Source organism: Citrobacter sp. wls710 (assembly GCF_005281115.1).
GTDB classification, from domain to species: domain Bacteria; phylum Pseudomonadota; class Gammaproteobacteria; order Enterobacterales; family Enterobacteriaceae; genus Citrobacter; species Citrobacter werkmanii.
In genome coordinates this window covers 159,007-173,762 of the sequence record NZ_SZXD01000058.1, presented here as the reverse complement: position 1 = coordinate 173,762, position 14,756 = coordinate 159,007, and the positions used below count along the sequence as shown (strand labels likewise).

Annotated in this window: 17 protein-coding genes and 1 pseudogene; 10 read left to right on the top strand and 8 right to left on the bottom strand. The window is 50.3% G+C overall.

The genetic code is table 11. From position 1 onward, the window contains the following. Positions 1-27: 27 nt before the first annotated feature. Positions 28-534, bottom strand: a complete 507-nt coding sequence (gene tpx, locus FDX14_RS22355; protein ID WP_042308146.1) for a thiol peroxidase — start codon at positions 532-534, stop codon at positions 28-30. A 115-nt stretch (positions 535-649) separates the two neighbouring features. On the opposite strand from tpx, the gene ycjG reads away from it, so the two are divergent. Next, complete coding sequence (ycjG, locus tag FDX14_RS22350; RefSeq protein WP_137350272.1) at positions 650-1,615, top strand: L-Ala-D/L-Glu epimerase; 966 nt, start codon at positions 650-652, stop codon at positions 1,613-1,615. On the opposite strand, the gene mpaA is transcribed toward ycjG, so the two are convergent. Then, positions 1,590-2,318 carry a murein tripeptide amidase MpaA gene (gene mpaA, locus FDX14_RS22345; protein WP_061381267.1) on the bottom strand — a complete coding sequence of 243 codons (729 nt, stop codon included), beginning with the start codon at positions 2,316-2,318 and terminating at the stop codon, positions 1,590-1,592. The genes ycjG and mpaA overlap by 26 nt on opposite strands. Positions 2,319-2,502: 184 nt before the next feature. Between mpaA and mppA the strand changes: the two genes are divergently transcribed. Further along, complete coding sequence (gene mppA / locus FDX14_RS22340) at positions 2,503-4,116, top strand: murein tripeptide ABC transporter substrate-binding protein MppA (protein WP_137350271.1); 1,614 nt, start codon at positions 2,503-2,505, stop codon at positions 4,114-4,116. A 273-nt stretch (positions 4,117-4,389) separates the two neighbouring features. Continuing rightward, the gene (locus tag FDX14_RS22335) at positions 4,390-5,259 is read left to right on the top strand and encodes an aldo/keto reductase (protein ID WP_061381269.1); all 870 of its coding nucleotides are present in this window, start codon (positions 4,390-4,392) and stop codon (positions 5,257-5,259) included. 85 nt (positions 5,260-5,344) lie between these two features. Here FDX14_RS22335 and FDX14_RS22330 read toward each other — a convergent pair whose 3' ends face one another. Then, positions 5,345-5,908, bottom strand: a complete 564-nt coding sequence (locus tag FDX14_RS22330) for a MarR family winged helix-turn-helix transcriptional regulator (RefSeq protein WP_137350270.1) — start codon at positions 5,906-5,908, stop codon at positions 5,345-5,347. Between the two features lie 116 nt (positions 5,909-6,024). Between FDX14_RS22330 and FDX14_RS22325 the strand changes: the two genes are divergently transcribed. Both FDX14_RS22325 and FDX14_RS22320 read left to right on the top strand, forming a co-directional pair. Beyond that, the gene (locus FDX14_RS22325; protein WP_137350269.1) at positions 6,025-6,255 is read left to right on the top strand and encodes a glutaredoxin family protein; all 231 of its coding nucleotides are present in this window, start codon (positions 6,025-6,027) and stop codon (positions 6,253-6,255) included. A 66-nt stretch (positions 6,256-6,321) separates the two neighbouring features. Beyond that, positions 6,322-6,591, top strand: coding sequence for a Rho-binding antiterminator (locus FDX14_RS22320; protein WP_042308163.1), 270 nt, complete (start codon positions 6,322-6,324; stop codon positions 6,589-6,591). A gap of 29 nt (positions 6,592-6,620) precedes the next feature. Here the strand turns inward: FDX14_RS22320 and FDX14_RS22315 are convergent, their stop codons facing one another. Next, positions 6,621-7,391: a DeoR/GlpR family DNA-binding transcription regulator gene (locus FDX14_RS22315; RefSeq protein WP_042308165.1), complete on the bottom strand. Its 771-nt coding sequence runs from the start codon at positions 7,389-7,391 to the stop codon at positions 6,621-6,623. A 116-nt stretch (positions 7,392-7,507) separates the two neighbouring features. On the opposite strand from FDX14_RS22315, the gene FDX14_RS22310 reads away from it, so the two are divergent. The 3 genes and pseudogenes from FDX14_RS22310 to FDX14_RS22300 all read left to right on the top strand — a co-directional run bounded on the left by FDX14_RS22310 (position 7,508) and on the right by FDX14_RS22300 (position 9,786). After that, on the top strand, positions 7,508-7,891 hold the full coding sequence (locus tag FDX14_RS22310) for a VOC family protein (RefSeq protein ID WP_042308166.1): 384 nt from the start codon (positions 7,508-7,510) through the stop codon (positions 7,889-7,891). A gap of 157 nt (positions 7,892-8,048) precedes the next feature. Then, positions 8,049-8,693: pseudogene (locus FDX14_RS22305) on the top strand (carboxymuconolactone decarboxylase family protein); the annotation flags it as partial. A gap of 40 nt (positions 8,694-8,733) precedes the next feature. Beyond that, on the top strand, positions 8,734-9,786 hold the full coding sequence (locus tag FDX14_RS22300; protein ID WP_042308170.1) for an NAD(P)-dependent alcohol dehydrogenase: 1,053 nt from the start codon (positions 8,734-8,736) through the stop codon (positions 9,784-9,786). Positions 9,787-9,825: 39 nt separating this feature from the next. Here FDX14_RS22300 and FDX14_RS22295 read toward each other — a convergent pair whose 3' ends face one another. Continuing rightward, complete coding sequence (locus FDX14_RS22295) at positions 9,826-10,857, bottom strand: mechanosensitive ion channel family protein (RefSeq protein WP_042308171.1); 1,032 nt, start codon at positions 10,855-10,857, stop codon at positions 9,826-9,828. 244 nt (positions 10,858-11,101) lie between these two features. Here FDX14_RS22295 and FDX14_RS22290 point away from each other — a divergent pair, with 244 nt between their 5' ends. Continuing rightward, complete coding sequence (locus FDX14_RS22290) at positions 11,102-11,362, top strand: DUF2534 family protein (protein WP_042308173.1); 261 nt, start codon at positions 11,102-11,104, stop codon at positions 11,360-11,362. 47 nt (positions 11,363-11,409) lie between these two features. Here FDX14_RS22290 and uspE read toward each other — a convergent pair whose 3' ends face one another. The 3 genes from uspE to ogt form a co-directional block, all read right to left on the bottom strand. Beyond that, a complete protein-coding gene (gene uspE / locus FDX14_RS22285) occupies positions 11,410-12,360 on the bottom strand; it encodes a universal stress protein UspE (protein ID WP_042308175.1) in 951 nt (316 codons plus the stop codon). A gap of 151 nt (positions 12,361-12,511) precedes the next feature. Beyond that, positions 12,512-13,264: a fumarate/nitrate reduction transcriptional regulator Fnr gene (gene fnr, locus FDX14_RS22280; RefSeq protein WP_003020397.1), complete on the bottom strand. Its 753-nt coding sequence runs from the start codon at positions 13,262-13,264 to the stop codon at positions 12,512-12,514. A 194-nt stretch (positions 13,265-13,458) separates the two neighbouring features. Then, complete coding sequence (ogt, locus tag FDX14_RS22275) at positions 13,459-13,974, bottom strand: methylated-DNA--[protein]-cysteine S-methyltransferase (RefSeq protein WP_038640835.1); 516 nt, start codon at positions 13,972-13,974, stop codon at positions 13,459-13,461. 214 nt (positions 13,975-14,188) lie between these two features. On the opposite strand from ogt, the gene smrA reads away from it, so the two are divergent. Beyond that, a complete protein-coding gene (smrA, locus tag FDX14_RS22270; RefSeq protein ID WP_042308178.1) occupies positions 14,189-14,752 on the top strand; it encodes a DNA endonuclease SmrA in 564 nt (187 codons plus the stop codon). The last annotated feature ends 4 nt before the right edge of the window (positions 14,753-14,756 follow it).

Below are 14,756 nucleotides of genomic sequence, written 5' to 3'. Positions count from 1 at the left end.
GGAGGCATTTTTGTATGCAGACGCAGCTTAAGCTTTCAGTACGTCCAGCGCCGCATCATAGTCCGGCTCGTTGGTGATTTCATTAACTAACTGGCTGAAAACGACGTTGTCATTCTCATCGATAACGACCACGGCACGAGCGGCCAGGCCTTTCAGCGGGCCTTCAGCGATTTCAACGCCGTAGTTTTTCAGGAATTCTGCATTGCGCAGGGTGGACAGCGTGATAACGTTGCTCAGACCTTCCGCACCGCAAAAACGTGAGTGGGCAAATGGCAGGTCGGCTGAAATGCACAGTACGACGGTATTGTCGATTTCTGTCGCCAGTTGGTTAAACTTACGTACCGATGCAGCGCAAACGCCGGTATCGATGCTTGGGAAAATATTCAGTACTTTGCGCTTGCCTGCAAACTGGCCTAGCGTAACGTCAGACAGATCTTTAGCCACAAGGGTAAAAGCCTGAGCTTTGCTTCCTGCCTGAGGAATGGAGCCAGCGACTGCAACCGGGTTGCCCTGGAAATGAACGGTTTGTGACATGGTTATCTTCCTGTTTACATATAGTTAACGTCGAGGCTAGTTTATGCCATCAGCAGTTAACACGGCAAACGCTATTTGCGGATATCCGCTTCAGGGACTGCACTAAGGAAAACGAATGAGAACAGTAAAGGTATATGAGGAAGCCTGGCCGCTGCACACTCCCTTTGTTATTGCCCGTGGGAGTAGAACCGAAGCGCATGTGGTGGTTGTCGAAGTGGAAGAAAATGGCGTCACAGGCATCGGAGAGTGTACGCCTTATCCGCGCTACGGTGAAAGCGATGCCTCAGTGCTGGCGCAAATTATGAGTATTGCGCCACAACTGGAAAATGGACTGACGCGCGAAGAACTGCAAAAGCTGTTGCCAGCGGGAGCGGCGCGTAACGCGGTGGACTGTGCGTTGTGGGATCTGAGTGCGCGTCAACAGCAGCAGTCTCTGGCTGAACTGGTGGGTTGCGAACTGGCGGAGGTGGTGACGACAGCGCAAACGGTGGTGATTGGTACGCCGGAACAGATGGCGGCGAGCGCGGCAGCACTGTGGGAGAAGGGGGCGAGACTGCTGAAAGTCAAACTGGATGAGCGTTTAATCAGCGAACGGATGGTTGCCATTCGTGCGGCTGTTCCTGATGCCACGATCATTGTCGACGCTAACGAATCCTGGCGGGCAGAGGGGCTGGCCGCGCGCTGTCAGCTTCTGGCTGATTTAGGGGTTGCGATGCTGGAACAACCGCTCCCGGCGCAGGATGATGCCGCGCTGGAGAATTTTGTGCATCCACTACCGATCTGCGCAGATGAAAGTTGCCACACCCGCAGCAGCCTGAAAGCGCTGCACGGGCGCTATGAAATGGTCAATATCAAACTGGATAAAACGGGTGGCCTGACCGAAGCGCTGGCGCTGGCCGTTGATGCTTGCGAGCAGGGATTTGCGCTGATGCTTGGCTGCATGTTGTGTACATCCCGGGCGATTGGTGCGGCGTTACCCCTCACGCCGCAGGTCAGTTTTGCCGATCTCGATGGACCTACCTGGCTTGCCAGCGACGCGGAGCCATCCCTGCATTTTACGACCGGACAGCTTCATCTCTAGGGTGCCAACGCAGGAGATTGGACATGGCCAGCAGGTATTTCTCGCTCGCTTCATCGGATGAAATGGGCGGGAATTCGGCGGTGATACAGTGCAAGTTCAGGTCGGCACACCAGCTACCAAAAGAGCCGGGAGTTTCATAACCTACGCTGGTAACCAGGGGCAACTCAAATGACTGCGCCAGCCACGCGCCCAATTCGCTGCGTCTGGGATCTTCAATACAGGCCAGCGGATCGTGGAAAGACACCACCCAGGCGGGATGAATCCGGTGAATAAGCTGACACAGCGCCTGGGTTTCTGGTTCTGACCCCGGATGCTCGCCGGTCAGCAATACCACGTCGCGTTCTTCTGCGCTACTGTTCCAGCGATACACCGTTTCACCCGCTTTCCAGTTTGCGGCAGGAAAGTTACGGTTAAGATCTACGCCGTTCGCATTTGCGCGTAGCCCAAGCTGGCAACCGTCGGGGTTCACCGCCAGCACAACATGATGACGACGCAGGGAAGGGTTAAGCGTACGCAATGCGCAGGAAAGGGTGACGACCGATGAGTTTTCATCACCGTGTGTACCTGCCAGTATCAGGCCGCTTTCACGATCGGCTGCCAGCGCAGGAAACCAGATTAGCGGTGCGCCTAACGATGAACGTCCGTAATGTTCGGTTCCTGGTGGAAATGCGCCGCGCACGGCACGGGGACGGGTAGCGGTCATAGTCATCTCTGAATGCTCGAATAGTTACTCGCAGTGTTGTGCAAAATGTATGGATAATCAAATCGTTTTCACACACTTATCTTTTCAGGTGTAATATCACTTTCTTGTCGGAAGTTAATTGCATTTCCTGCTGGCGATACAAATAATTACACATTCACTTAGTAGCCGGAATTGAGGGTATTTTATGCAGCATTCTGTTTCAGTAACCTGTTGTGCGCTGTTGGTTAGCAGCATTTCCTTATCCTGGGCTGCTGATGTTCCCAGCGGAACGGTACTGGCAGAGAAACAAGAACTGGTGCGGCATATAAAAGATGAACCGGCGTCACTTGATCTGGCAAAGGCCGTCGGACTTCCTGAAATTCAGGTTATTCGTGATTTATTTGAAGGGTTGGTCAATCAGAATGAGAAGGGAGAAATTGTTCCTGGCGTCGCCACCCAGTGGAAAAGTAACGATAACCGCATCTGGACGTTTACGCTACGCGACAACGCGCAATGGTCCGATGGTACACCGGTAACGGCGCAGGATTTTGTCTACAGCTGGCAGCGTCTGGTTGATCCCAAAACACTATCACCGTTTGCGTGGTTTGCTGCGCTGGCGGGTATTAGCAATGCTCAGGCGATCATCGATGGCAAAGCAACGCCTGATAAGCTTGGCGTTAGCGCAGTCGATGCGCGTACATTGAAAGTTCAGCTGGATAAACCGCTCCCCTGGTTTGCCAACCTGACGGCAAGTTTTGCATTTTATCCGGTACAAAAAGCCAACGTCGAAAGCGGCAAAGAGTGGACCAAACCGGGGAATTTGATTGGTAACGGCGCCTATGTGCTCAAAGATCGCGTCGTAAATGAAAAACTGGTCGTTGTACCGAATACGCATTACTGGGACAACGGCAAAACGGTTCTGCAGAAAGTTACCTTCCTGCCCATTAATCAGGAATCGGCAGCCACCAAGCGCTACCTTGCGGGTGATATTGATATCACTGAATCCTTTCCGAAAAACATGTATCAGAAACTGTTGAAGGATATTCCGGGCCAGGTTTATACCCCGCCTCAGCTTGGCACTTACTATTATGCCTTCAATACCCAGAAGGGACCGACTGCTGATTCCCGCGTGCGTCTGGCGCTCAGCATGACGATCGATCGTCGTTTGATGGCGGAGAAAGTATTGGGTACCGGCGAGAAGCCCGCATGGCATTTTACGCCGGATGTTACGGCAGGATTTGTACCTGAACCTTCGCCGTTTGAGCAAATGAGTCAGGAAGAGTTGAATGCTCAGGCGAAAACGCTGTTGCGTGCGGCAGGCTATGGTCCACAGAAGCCGCTGAAACTGACGCTGCTGTACAACACCTCTGAAAACCACCAAAAGATTGCTATCGCTGTGGCTTCTATGTGGAAGAAGAATCTCGGCGTTGACGTAAAACTGCAGAATCAGGAGTGGAAAACCTATATCGACAGCCGTAATACCGGCAATTTTGATGTGATCCGCGCTTCCTGGGTGGGGGACTACAATGAGCCTTCGACGTTCCTGTCGCTATTAACATCGACCCATACGGGCAATATCTCCCGCTTTAATAATCCGGCATACGATAAAGTTTTAACTCAGGCTACGTTGGAAAATACCGAGAAGGCGCGGAATGCGGATTATAATACGGCAGAGAAAATTCTGATGGAACAGGCACCTATTGCACCAATTTATCAGTATACCAACGGGCGGTTAATTAAACCTTGGCTGAAAGGGTACCCGATTACTAACCCGGAAGATGTCGCATACAGTCGCACAATGTATATTGTGAAGCACTGATTAAGAAGTAGCTGGTTACCGGCATGGGCAAAGAGCGCCACTGCCGGGCAGCCCTGAGAATAAACAAAGGGTACGCGCTCCACTCAGCCAAGCCCGTTCTGATACGTTCAGCAAGAGTGATGTCGTCGCCCTTATCCCTTCTTGCCGTATCTTCAACAGAATAACCTCGTCTGTATTAATGAATTACATGCATAGGTCAAATCAGAGATGACTGGGTAATCACGGCGGGGTTTCTGGCCTAATATGGTGTTTTAACATGACAGGGGCTTGGCCGTGGAATACTCAGTACTAAGTAACAACTGCAGAATGCCGATGGTTGGTTTTGGCGTTTTTAAGGTCACCGATAAAGAAGAGTGTAAGCAGTCAGTATTAAGCGCTATTCGTACCGGTTACCGCCTTATCGATACCGCAGCCGTGTACAGCAATGAAGATGCCGTGGGTGAGGCGGTTCGTGCAGCCATTGCCGAAGGTCTGTGTACCCGCGAGGAGTTATTTATCACTTCTAAGCTGTGGGTCCAGGATATGGCCAACTACGATATGGCTCAAGCCGGTATTGAGGCGTCGCTGAAAAAATCGGGCCTGGAATATATTGATCTTTATTTATTGCATCAGGCCATGGGCGATTATTTCAGCGCCTGGCGCGCGCTGGAAGAGGCTTATGAAGTCGGTAAACTGAAGGCCATTGGCGTCTCCAACTTCTATGCGCATGTATTAGCTAACTTCTGTGAAACCGTCAGAATTAAGCCGATGGTGAACCAGGTCGAATTACATCCTTACTTTGCGCAACCTGTAGCTATCGAAACCATGAAGCGCTACAACGTTCAGCCTGAAGCCTGGGCGCCGTTAGGCGGTGGCAGGCATAAACCGTATGAAGATGAAATGCTCCAGGGGATTGCGGATGCCCATCAAAAAACGGTTGCTCAGGTCGTTCTGCGCTGGAACGTGCAGCGCGGCGTCACGGTGATTCCTAAATCCACCCGGCAGGAGCGTATTGCAGAGAATTTTGCCATCTGGGATTTCTCACTCACGGATAGCGAAATGGCGCAAATCAGTGCGCTGGATTTAGGCTATGTGGGTGAGGCGGTGAAGCACTTTAACCCTGAATTCGTTCGCGGCTGCCTTGGCGTTAAAATCCATGACTGAGCGTGGAGAAAACGTCGCGAGCTCGTAAAACGGACAACTTTTTTGCCTGCGTTAAAATGGCTGGTGTGATTTTCCACCAGCCATTTTAAGTTTCCGGGGGCTGGTGCTCCCGGCAAATCAGCAACGCATCCTCTTCACTCAATCTCTCTTTCGTCAGATTACAATATCCCTGACCACCCGTTTTTTGGTGGAAGCGACAGCTATGGCAAAGTCCAAAGCCAGGCACATTGTTGGTCCGCTGGATCCCACGTAAAAGTTCAAACAGTAGCTCCTTAAGTACAGTCGCGCGTTCACCCATCGCCGTTTCACCCGCCACCAAAAACGCTGGCGGGAGCAGGGCGTCCAGTAACGTACCGGCTGATTCAGTTAACTGTAAATGTACGCTGCGTTTATCGCGGGCATCCTGCTTACGAACAATCAGTCCTTTGCTTTCCAGCAGCTTCAGCGATTGCGATACGGTGCCTTTGGTGAGGCCGAGGTAGTCCGTTACGCCAAGCGGCGTATTGGAATAACGGTTGCAACGGGCCAGATACATTAACGCGCTGAGTTGTACAGGTTGCAGATCCGCCAGTAATGGATGTTGGCGAAACCACATCCGTGTCAGGCTGGAAAGCCTGTCCAGGACATCGAAAAGTGACATGTCGTGCATAACAACTTCCTCCTCGACATATAGTATCGATTGAAAACTATATTGACAAAGCATAAAAGTGGCGTAGCATAAATTATAGTATCGAATCGATACTATAATTTAAAAGGAGATATATCATGACTAAAGCCCGTTTTTATCATGCCGGTTGCCCGGTTTGCGTTTCCGCAGAACAAGCGCTGCTTCAGCATCTGTCCTCCGATGTTGAAATCGATATTATTCACCTGGGAGAGCAACCTGGCCGGGTTACGGAAGCAGAACAGGCTGGCGTGAAGTCCGTTCCGGCGCTGGTGATCGACGGCAATGTGCTGCATATCAATTTTGGCGCGCCCATTGAAGCGCTGAAATAACCTGGTGCGTTCGGGAAGTGGCGTAAGCAATTTCCCGAACATCCGCGGCAATAAGGAAGAGGCGTTATGAATGTGACGGGAAAATACCATCCTATAGATTGCGAACTTCACGATTATCTGGAGATCGCCTGTCTGTACCATTATTGGTTACGTATTGAGCTAACCGATGGCTCGTGTATGAATGCCACAGCGTTGACGACCTGCACCACCAGAGATAAAGAAGAGTTTCTGGTGGTGGAATACAATGGCAATCCGCTAAAAATTCGTCTGGATCGTTTGTCTGCGATCGCCGCGCTGACGGCCGGGGCGACGTTTAGCGTCGTCAGCTTTCGTTGAGTAACGACGCAACGAACGCGCCGCCGCTGTTATACGGTATAAATACGAATGTCATGCGCCTGGAAAGCCGTGGCATACTCTTTGCTGATATTTTCCTCCACGACAATCACATCAATATTGCTGCTTTCGGCGACGACATAGCGGGCGACGGCTGGGATCTTTTCCGCCGTCAGTGCGACGATAGTTTCATTGCACTGTTTGATTACCGCTTTTTTGAACTCGCAATCCGCATAATCAAATCCGGTTAAGCCGGATTCTGGCGACATCGCGCAACCGCCAATAAAACCCTGATCGAATAAGATGTTCTGCACTTGGGCGATGGCGGCGGCCCCCACACATCCACCCGAGGATCTCTGTACCGCGCCGCCTAACATGATGACCTCAAACAGCGGTTTTTCCAGCAAAACGGCGGCAATCTCTGGGGAGTTGGTCACTACGGTTAACGCCAGTTCGGCGGGCAGAGCTTCAGCCATCGCTAAATTTGTGCTGCCCGTGTCGATAAAAATGCAGCTGCCGGATTTGACCAACCGGGCGCACCTCTGCGCGATACTGTTTTTTTTCGCCACATTAATGTTCTTGCGTACGGCGATGTCTTCGGATTCAGGAAGGGCAATGACCGCGCCGCCATAAACCTTTTTACACACGCCATCTTTACTTAGCTCATGTAGGTCGCGGCGGATCGTATGTTCAGAAACGCCTAGCCGACTGGCGAGCTCGGAACAAATGACTCTGCCGTTTTCCTGCAAGATCTGATAGATAAGCGCCTGGCGCTGTTCCGGGAAGGCAGCATAATCAAGCATAAATACTCCAGATAAAACAAATAACGAGCAATAATGAGCATGATCGTGCATGATGATTAACGATGTCAACACCCTTGAGAACGTATTGTTCGGAATACTACGAGAAGAGGTTCGTGATGAAGATTGCGCATATGGCTTTATGGACACAGGATCTCGAGCAGCAAGCTCGTTTCTGGGTCACGTTCTTTGACGGCAAGATTAACGAAAAATACTGCAGTAAAACCAATCCTGGATTTGAATCTTATTTTGTTCGTATTGGCGATGAGGTTGCGATTGAAATAATGACCAAACCGGGCCTTACAAGACGACAGCCAGACAATAACACCTGTGGATGGGTACACCTTGCGCTCTCCGCAGGCTGCGCGGAAAAAGTTGATGCCATCGCGAGACTCGCGCAGGAACAGGGGATTTTAATTTCTGCTCCACGAACCACCGGTGATGGCTATTACGAAGCGGTAATACAAGATCCTGACGGCAATTTAATTGAGATTGTTGCCTAACGTTGTACAAATTTCCCTGCTGATAAATGGCATCGGGGACTGATCATTGATGAGTATTGTTCATAGGTTCGTTCTTATTTAATCCTCTAATCAGCGGTGCGTTAGGCCTCTATAATTTTACTGTTTTCAGTATCCGGCGGCAGTACGCTGGCGTTATTTTGGAGAGTCATACATGCAACATCAACTGGATGCCAGACAGCAGGCAATCATACCTATTGCCGCGTTTACCGCTACAGGCCAGGGCGAAAACCTGGACGCGGCGTTGAATGCCGGGCTGGATGCGGGACTCACCCTCAATGAAGTGAAGGAAATTCTACAACAGCTTTATGCTTACTGCGGTTTCCCCCGCAGCCTGAACGGACTTGCTTGTTTAATGTCTGTGGTTAAACGCCGTAGAGAAAGAGGAATTACCGACGCAGAGGGAAATCCGGCCACGCCGCCGACGGAGGGCTGGGACAGCTTCCAGGCGGGGAGTCGCACACAGACCCAGCTCGTTGGGCATCAGGTCAGTGGGCCGCTGTTCGACTTTGCCCCTGTCATTGATGTCTGGCTAAAGGCACATTTATTTGGCGATATTTTTCAGCGTGACGTCCTTAACTGGAAGATGCGGGAGCTGGCGACGGTTTCTGCGTTAGCGGTATTAGGCGGTGTGAACAGTCAACTGAAGAGCCATTTTGCTATCAGTCTGAATATCGGTATGACTACTGATCAACTGATTGAATTTATTGCAATACTTGAACAGCATTGTGGTGCTGAGATCGCGACTAATGCCCGCGCGGTTCTTGATGAATGTCGCTTATGAATGCTGGTTAAGGTAGTACCTAATCCCTGAGGAAATCATAATGGTCATGAACGTGAAGGGTTATGCCGCTCTGGCGGTGAAAGAAGATTTAGTTCCACACAGCTTTGTTCGTCGCGATCCGCGCGAAGATGATGTGGTGATTGATATCTTGTATAGCGGTGTTTGCCACTCAGATATCCACAACGCCTATAATGACTGGGGCAGCGCTAAGTATCCGATGGTTCCGGGACACGAAATCATTGGCCGTGTGGTGCATGTCGGGAAGTCGGTGACCAAATTTGCCGTAGGCGATCTCGCCGGGGTTGGCTGTATGGTTGACTCATGCCAGCATTGTAGCGCCTGCAAACAGGGGCTGGAGCAATATTGCGAAGAGGGTAACACGCTCACGTATAACGATATCGATCGTCATGACGGGCTGCCTACCTTCGGGGGCTATTCCGACAAGATTGTCGTTACCGAAAAGTTTGTGGTGAAGGTGCCAGAAGGGATAGATTTACGCGGTGCCGCGCCGCTGCTTTGTGCCGGGATCACCACATGGTCGCCGCTGCGTCACTGGCAGGTTGGTGAGGGCAGTAAAGTCGCGGTTGTTGGGTTGGGCGGCCTTGGGCATATGGCCATCAAACTCGCTAATGCGTTGGGGGCTGAAGTTACGCTGTTCACGCGTTCGCCGGGCAAAGAAGCAGATGCCAGACGTCTGGGTGCCAGTCACGTTGTGCTTTCCACTGACCCTGAGCAGATGAAGGCCGCAGCTAATCAGTTTGACCTGATTATTGATACTGTCCCGTACGTTCATGACCTGAATCCCTATATCCCAACGTTGGCGCTAAGCGGTACGCTGGTGCTGGTTGGCTATCTGGGCGCGTTGGATCCGTTCCTGAATACGGTTCCCCTGATTCTCGGGCGGAAATCTGTTGCGGGGTCGGTTATCGGCGGGATTGCAGAAACGCAGGAGATGTTGGATTTTTGCGGCCAGCACGGTATTACAGCCGATGTCGAAGTGATCAATATTCAGGATATTAATAACGCCTGGCAGCGGATGTTGAAAAGCGATGTGAAATACCGCTTTGTAATTGATATTGCCTCGCTGAAATAACGGTAAAAAAGACGCGGATTTCCGCGTCTTTACTTTTTGTTAGTGTGCCGATGGCGATACTTCAGGATTATCCATATACAGCGTCTGGCTGGGGAATGCAAAGTCGGCGCCGTTTGCCTGGACTATCGAAATAATTTTCAAATAAACGTCTTGTTGTACTGTAAGCCATTCCTGCCATACGGTAGTTTTCGTGAAGCAATACACCATGATATTTAATGATGAATCTGCAAATTCATTGAAATAGACCAGTAGCGTTTGCTTCTGGTCTATCCCTGGATGATTTTGCAGCATTTGCCTGACCGCCTCGACAACAGCCTCAATTTTATCGGCATCTTCATATCGTAACCCGATCACCGTTTTGATTCTTCTGTTGGTCATACGCCCTGGATTTTCTACGCTGATAGAGGAGAAAATCGAGTTGGGTACATATAACGGACGATGATCGAAGGTGTTAATTTTGGTCATTCGCCAGCCAATTTCTGTCACAGTGCCTTCAATATTACGGTCCGGGGAACGGATCCAGTCGCCGATGCTAAACGGTCTGTCGAAATAGAGCATAATGCCGGAGAAAAAATTGCTCAGGATGTCTTTACCTGCCATACCTACAGCGATACCACCGATGCCGCCAAAGGTTAGCAGACCAGATAAGCTCATGCCGAAATGTTCGCCATACAGCAAAATGATGGCGACCACGATGGTAATCTTAATGATCCGCGACAGGATCCTCGCGCTGGTAATATCTCTGCCTTTATTAATCTGCGTTTTTTCAAACTGATTAATCACCAGAAAGAGTTTGATCGTCAGAATCAGCGCAATCAACGAGGTGCAGATAAAATCGACTACGCTGGGAGAGATAAATTTCAGGTTGTAACTCTCGATCACGTTATTGGCAATACTGCCGAACGTTCCAATGATAATGGCATAGACGAAAAATTGTGCCGCATGAAATATGAATCCTTTGCAACGTCTTTCGCCACGGTGAAACCAAACGCTCATCAGCACCAGTGCGGTAAAACAACTGAGAATTACCGTCAAATTAAACGCATTATTCATAAACAGTTCAGCGATCATGATCCTTCCTGGCAGCTCCGTGGTTGCTAAATATCATCTGACATTCTGCTCATCGGATATTTTACGCAGTTTTGGCGCTCAGATCATTAACCAAAGGGCGAGAGAAATAATGCAATCAGCGCTAATTTCAGCGCAATCGCGCAGGTGTCACTCGTGAAGGAGCGTTATGTAGCAGACAGTAAGTTGATGTCATGGTATTGTTAGCGCAAAGTAACAAGCTTTTCATCTGCAAAAGGACAGTACTATGATCATGGCTAAGCTGAAGACAGCGAAGGGACGAAAGTTTTTGTTGTGCCTGCTTGGGGTGTTTATTATCGCTGCATCGGTAGTCACGCGAGCGACGATCGGCGGCGTTATTGAACAGTATGGCATTCCGCTATCCGACTGGACCGCCTCAATGTATGCCATTCAATCTGCAATGATTTGTGTCTACAGCATGGTGTTTACCATTCTGCTTGCCATCCCTCTGGGCATCTACTTCCTCGGTGGCGACGAGAAACACTAATTATTTGTTATGCCGGATGAATATCCATCCGGCATTGTATGGTGTGGTTAGTCGTCTTCGTCGTCGTCCAGCTCAACGGGCGTCTGATACTGATCCGGCTTGATAACCAGCAGGTCACAGCGTAGATGATCGATAACCTGTTCCGCGGTATTTCCCAGGAACGCGGCAGAGATGCCGGTACGTCCAACGGTGCCCAGGACCACGATGCCCGCCTGTAAGTGTTCGGCTAAATCAGGAATAACCTCTTCAGGTAATCCCTTTTCAACATGCGTTACTTTCTCATCGATACTGAATTTCTGGCGTAAGGCTTTCATGGCCAGCAGATGCTGTCCACGGATCGCATCGTTATATACGCTGGGATCAAATTCAGGGAGTTCAATCGCAATGTTGATGGGGGTAACAGGGTAGGCGCCAACCAAATGCACTTCGGTATGGTTAACCTGTTCCGCCAGTTGCAGCGTTTCTTTAACCAGTTTTTCATTGAGGGAGTTGTGATAGGCCTCTTCACTGGCGAGGTTCACCGCAACCAGCGCTTTACCGCCCTCAGGCCACGGCTGGTCTTTAACCATCCACACCGGGCTTGGACATTTACGCAATAAATGCCAGTCGGTCGGGGTGAAAATCACGGCTTCCAGACGGTCGTGTTGGTGCGCCATTTTTAGCACCAGATCATGCCTGGCGCTGATGACTTCCTGGATGATGGCTTCAAAGGGGCGGTTGTGCCAGACTACTTTTATCTCAAGAGGGATCCCTGCTTCGATGTAGTATTTCGCTTGTTCACGTATCCACGCCGTTCGCTGGCTGATGACACCCTGACGCATTGCCGTACGCTCATCGGGCGACAGCAGGGTGGTCATCTCATAGGAAAAGTCGTAGATCGGCAAAAAGGCTTTAATTTTGCCACCAATCCGTTGATGCAAATAAACAGCTCGCCGTAATGCTGGTTGATCGTCCTGGTTAGGGTCGATGACGACCAGCATATTTTTATACATAGCCATACAGGGTCTCCTTACAACTGTCATCGCAGTTTGTAATTAAAAGAGTAACCCAATAATGTGGATTGAAACAGGGGAGAACCTCCTGCCAGATCAATAAATCGGGAAAATTTAGTGATTTGACAGAAGGATAACAGAGATATTTGCAGAACGATTATGCAACGTTACGCGTGTGACCAGCAAGAACTGCCAGAGCGTCGCTATTCTCAATAGTGATATATTTGCCTTTTACCGCCAGCATACCGCTTTTCTGGAAACGACCCAGCAGACGGCTAATTGTTTCAACCGTCAGACCGAGGTAGTTACCGATGTCGCCACGGGTCATGGTCAGGCGGAATTCACGAGGCGAGAATCCACGCTGGGCGAAGCGGCGGGACAAATTGTAGATAAAGGCCGCCAGGCGTTCTTCAGCGTTTTTCTTCGACAACAGCAGGATCATGTCCTGGTCGCCTTTGATTTCGCCACTCATCAGACGCATCATCTGTTGACGCAGATTCGGCATTTTGCCGGACAGGTCATCCAGAGTTTCGAAAGGAATCTCGCATACCATTGAGGTTTCCAGCGCCTGGGCAAAGCTGGGGTGATGACCGCTGCCAATCGCGTCAAAACCTACCAGGTCACCTGCCAGATGGAAACCGGTGATTTGCTCATCGCCTTGCTCGGTAATGGTATAGCTTTTAATCGTTCCGGAGCGGATAGCATAAAGTGATTTAAGCTCATCACCTGCTTTAAAGAGCGTCTGCCCCTTTTGGATAGGCTTTTTGCGCTCGATGATGTTATCGAGCTGGTCAAGCTCATGCTCGTTAAGTGTGAACGGGATGCAAAGCTGGCTGATGCTGCAATCCTGGCAATGGATAGCACAACCGCCAGACTGAATGCGCCGTATAATTCGCTTTTCCGGGATCATAGGTCTGCTCAAGCCGTAATTGATATTTGTCAATTTTAACATCTTTTTGGTGAGCACGTAAGCCTGAGCTACTCCCAATAGAGAATAATTCAGGCATAACTGGGTTGAATGTTTGTATCTACCTGATTAACCGCACTTTATTTAAGGCTGTATTATGTGGAAGTGTGATGAATAAGGCATTAATTGCCTAGATTCTAGAGTAGCAAATAGCCCTCATGACGCAATAGCCACTCTTTTCGTTGCACACCACCGGCATATCCGGTCATGGTACCGTTACGCCCAATGACGCGATGACAAGGGACGACAATGCTTACCGGGTTTGATCCATTCGCCGCCCCGACGGCTCTGGCAGCACCAGGACGTCCCAGTTGTTCGGCCAGTTGACCATAATGCATGACCTGTCCACAGGGAATGGTACGTAACGCTTGCCAGACTTCACGCTGGAAAGGTGTCCCCGCGGTGGCGGTTTCCAGTGTGTCAATAATGCTAAGGTTTCCGGCAAAATATTCAGCCAGCTTATCACTCAATCCGCCAGGGTTTTTGGCAGCGATACGCTGATAACCTTCAGCGCGATAATGAATGTCCAGCAACTGCACCATACGATCGCTGTGTTGATCCCATTCGACCGCGCGCAGACGAAATTGCTCATCGCAAATAATCCACAGCGGGCCCAACGGTGTGGCGATGGTGTCTTCCAGTAAGTTCAGCATCCGTTTCTCTCATTACAGCATTACAGGCAAGGTGACACATTATCACGCCAGTTATCGTCGCAGCTATACCTCTAAAAATGGATATCAGTTTGTTGGAAGTAGATCGCTTTCACGGCGTGAATCTGGTGAATTATTGGAAATAATCGTAAACCGTTGTCGGTATAACAGTGCGCGGTTATGATAAGACCCGTCGTAATACGCTGGAGGATGAAACATGAACCTTGATGACGCATCGTTGTTTCTTGACGCGATGGGGGATGTTCAACCGCTGAAAGGCTGCACCGAGGTGCACTGGCAGCCCACGCGCAATCTCCGCGCTCCGGCACGTATTGATACGCTCCAATTGGATAATTTTCTCTCGACGGGTTTTCTCGATATTGTCCCGTTAAGCGTACCATTGGAATTTCGTCGCGAAGGTTTGCAGCACGGCGTGACTGACAAGCTACGAACCGGCAAATATCCGCAGCAGGCGAGTCTCAATCTCGTCCGTCAGCCCGTTGAAACCTGCCGTCAGATGCTCTTCAGTTTTATTCTGCAGGCACAGCAAGAAGGATTGCGTAACGTGCTGGTGATACACGGCAAGGGGCGCGACGATAACTCTCATGCCAACATTGTTCGCAGCTATGTAGCGCGTTGGCTGACGGAATTTGAAGATGTACAAGCCTACTGTGCCGCACTGCCGCATCACGGCGGCAGCGGGGCATGCTATGTGGCATTACGTAAAACCGCGCAGGCAAAACAGGATAACTGGGAGCGTCATGCTAAGCGCAGTCGCTGACCGA

Excerpts from the sequence above, each read along its gene's own strand:
- FDX14_RS22315 (WP_042308165.1), bottom strand. The coding sequence starts at position 7,391 with ATGCTTGATTATGCTGCCTTCCCGGAACAGCGCCAGGCGCTTATCTAT.
- FDX14_RS22330 (WP_137350270.1), bottom strand. The coding sequence starts at position 5,908 with ATGCACGACATGTCACTTTTCGATGTCCTGGACAGGCTTTCCAGCCTG.
- uspE (WP_042308175.1), bottom strand. The coding sequence starts at position 12,360 with ATGGCTATGTATAAAAATATGCTGGTCGTCATCGACCCTAACCAGGAC.
- mpaA (WP_061381267.1), bottom strand. The coding sequence starts at position 2,318 with ATGACCGCTACCCGTCCCCGTGCCGTGCGCGGCGCATTTCCACCAGGA.
- FDX14_RS22320 (WP_042308163.1), top strand. The coding sequence starts at position 6,322 with ATGAATGTGACGGGAAAATACCATCCTATAGATTGCGAACTTCACGAT.
- FDX14_RS22295 (WP_042308171.1), bottom strand. The coding sequence starts at position 10,857 with ATGATCGCTGAACTGTTTATGAATAATGCGTTTAATTTGACGGTAATT.
- ogt (WP_038640835.1), bottom strand. The coding sequence starts at position 13,974 with ATGCTGAACTTACTGGAAGACACCATCGCCACACCGTTGGGCCCGCTG.
- smrA (WP_042308178.1), top strand. The coding sequence starts at position 14,189 with ATGAACCTTGATGACGCATCGTTGTTTCTTGACGCGATGGGGGATGTT.
- ycjG (WP_137350272.1), top strand. The coding sequence starts at position 650 with ATGAGAACAGTAAAGGTATATGAGGAAGCCTGGCCGCTGCACACTCCC.
- tpx (WP_042308146.1), bottom strand. The coding sequence starts at position 534 with ATGTCACAAACCGTTCATTTCCAGGGCAACCCGGTTGCAGTCGCTGGC.
- FDX14_RS22310 (WP_042308166.1), top strand. The coding sequence starts at position 7,508 with ATGAAGATTGCGCATATGGCTTTATGGACACAGGATCTCGAGCAGCAA.
- fnr (WP_003020397.1), bottom strand. The coding sequence starts at position 13,264 with ATGATCCCGGAAAAGCGAATTATACGGCGCATTCAGTCTGGCGGTTGT.
- mppA (WP_137350271.1), top strand. The coding sequence starts at position 2,503 with ATGCAGCATTCTGTTTCAGTAACCTGTTGTGCGCTGTTGGTTAGCAGC.
- FDX14_RS22300 (WP_042308170.1), top strand. The coding sequence starts at position 8,734 with ATGGTCATGAACGTGAAGGGTTATGCCGCTCTGGCGGTGAAAGAAGAT.
- FDX14_RS22290 (WP_042308173.1), top strand. The coding sequence starts at position 11,102 with ATGATCATGGCTAAGCTGAAGACAGCGAAGGGACGAAAGTTTTTGTTG.
- FDX14_RS22325 (WP_137350269.1), top strand. The coding sequence starts at position 6,025 with ATGACTAAAGCCCGTTTTTATCATGCCGGTTGCCCGGTTTGCGTTTCC.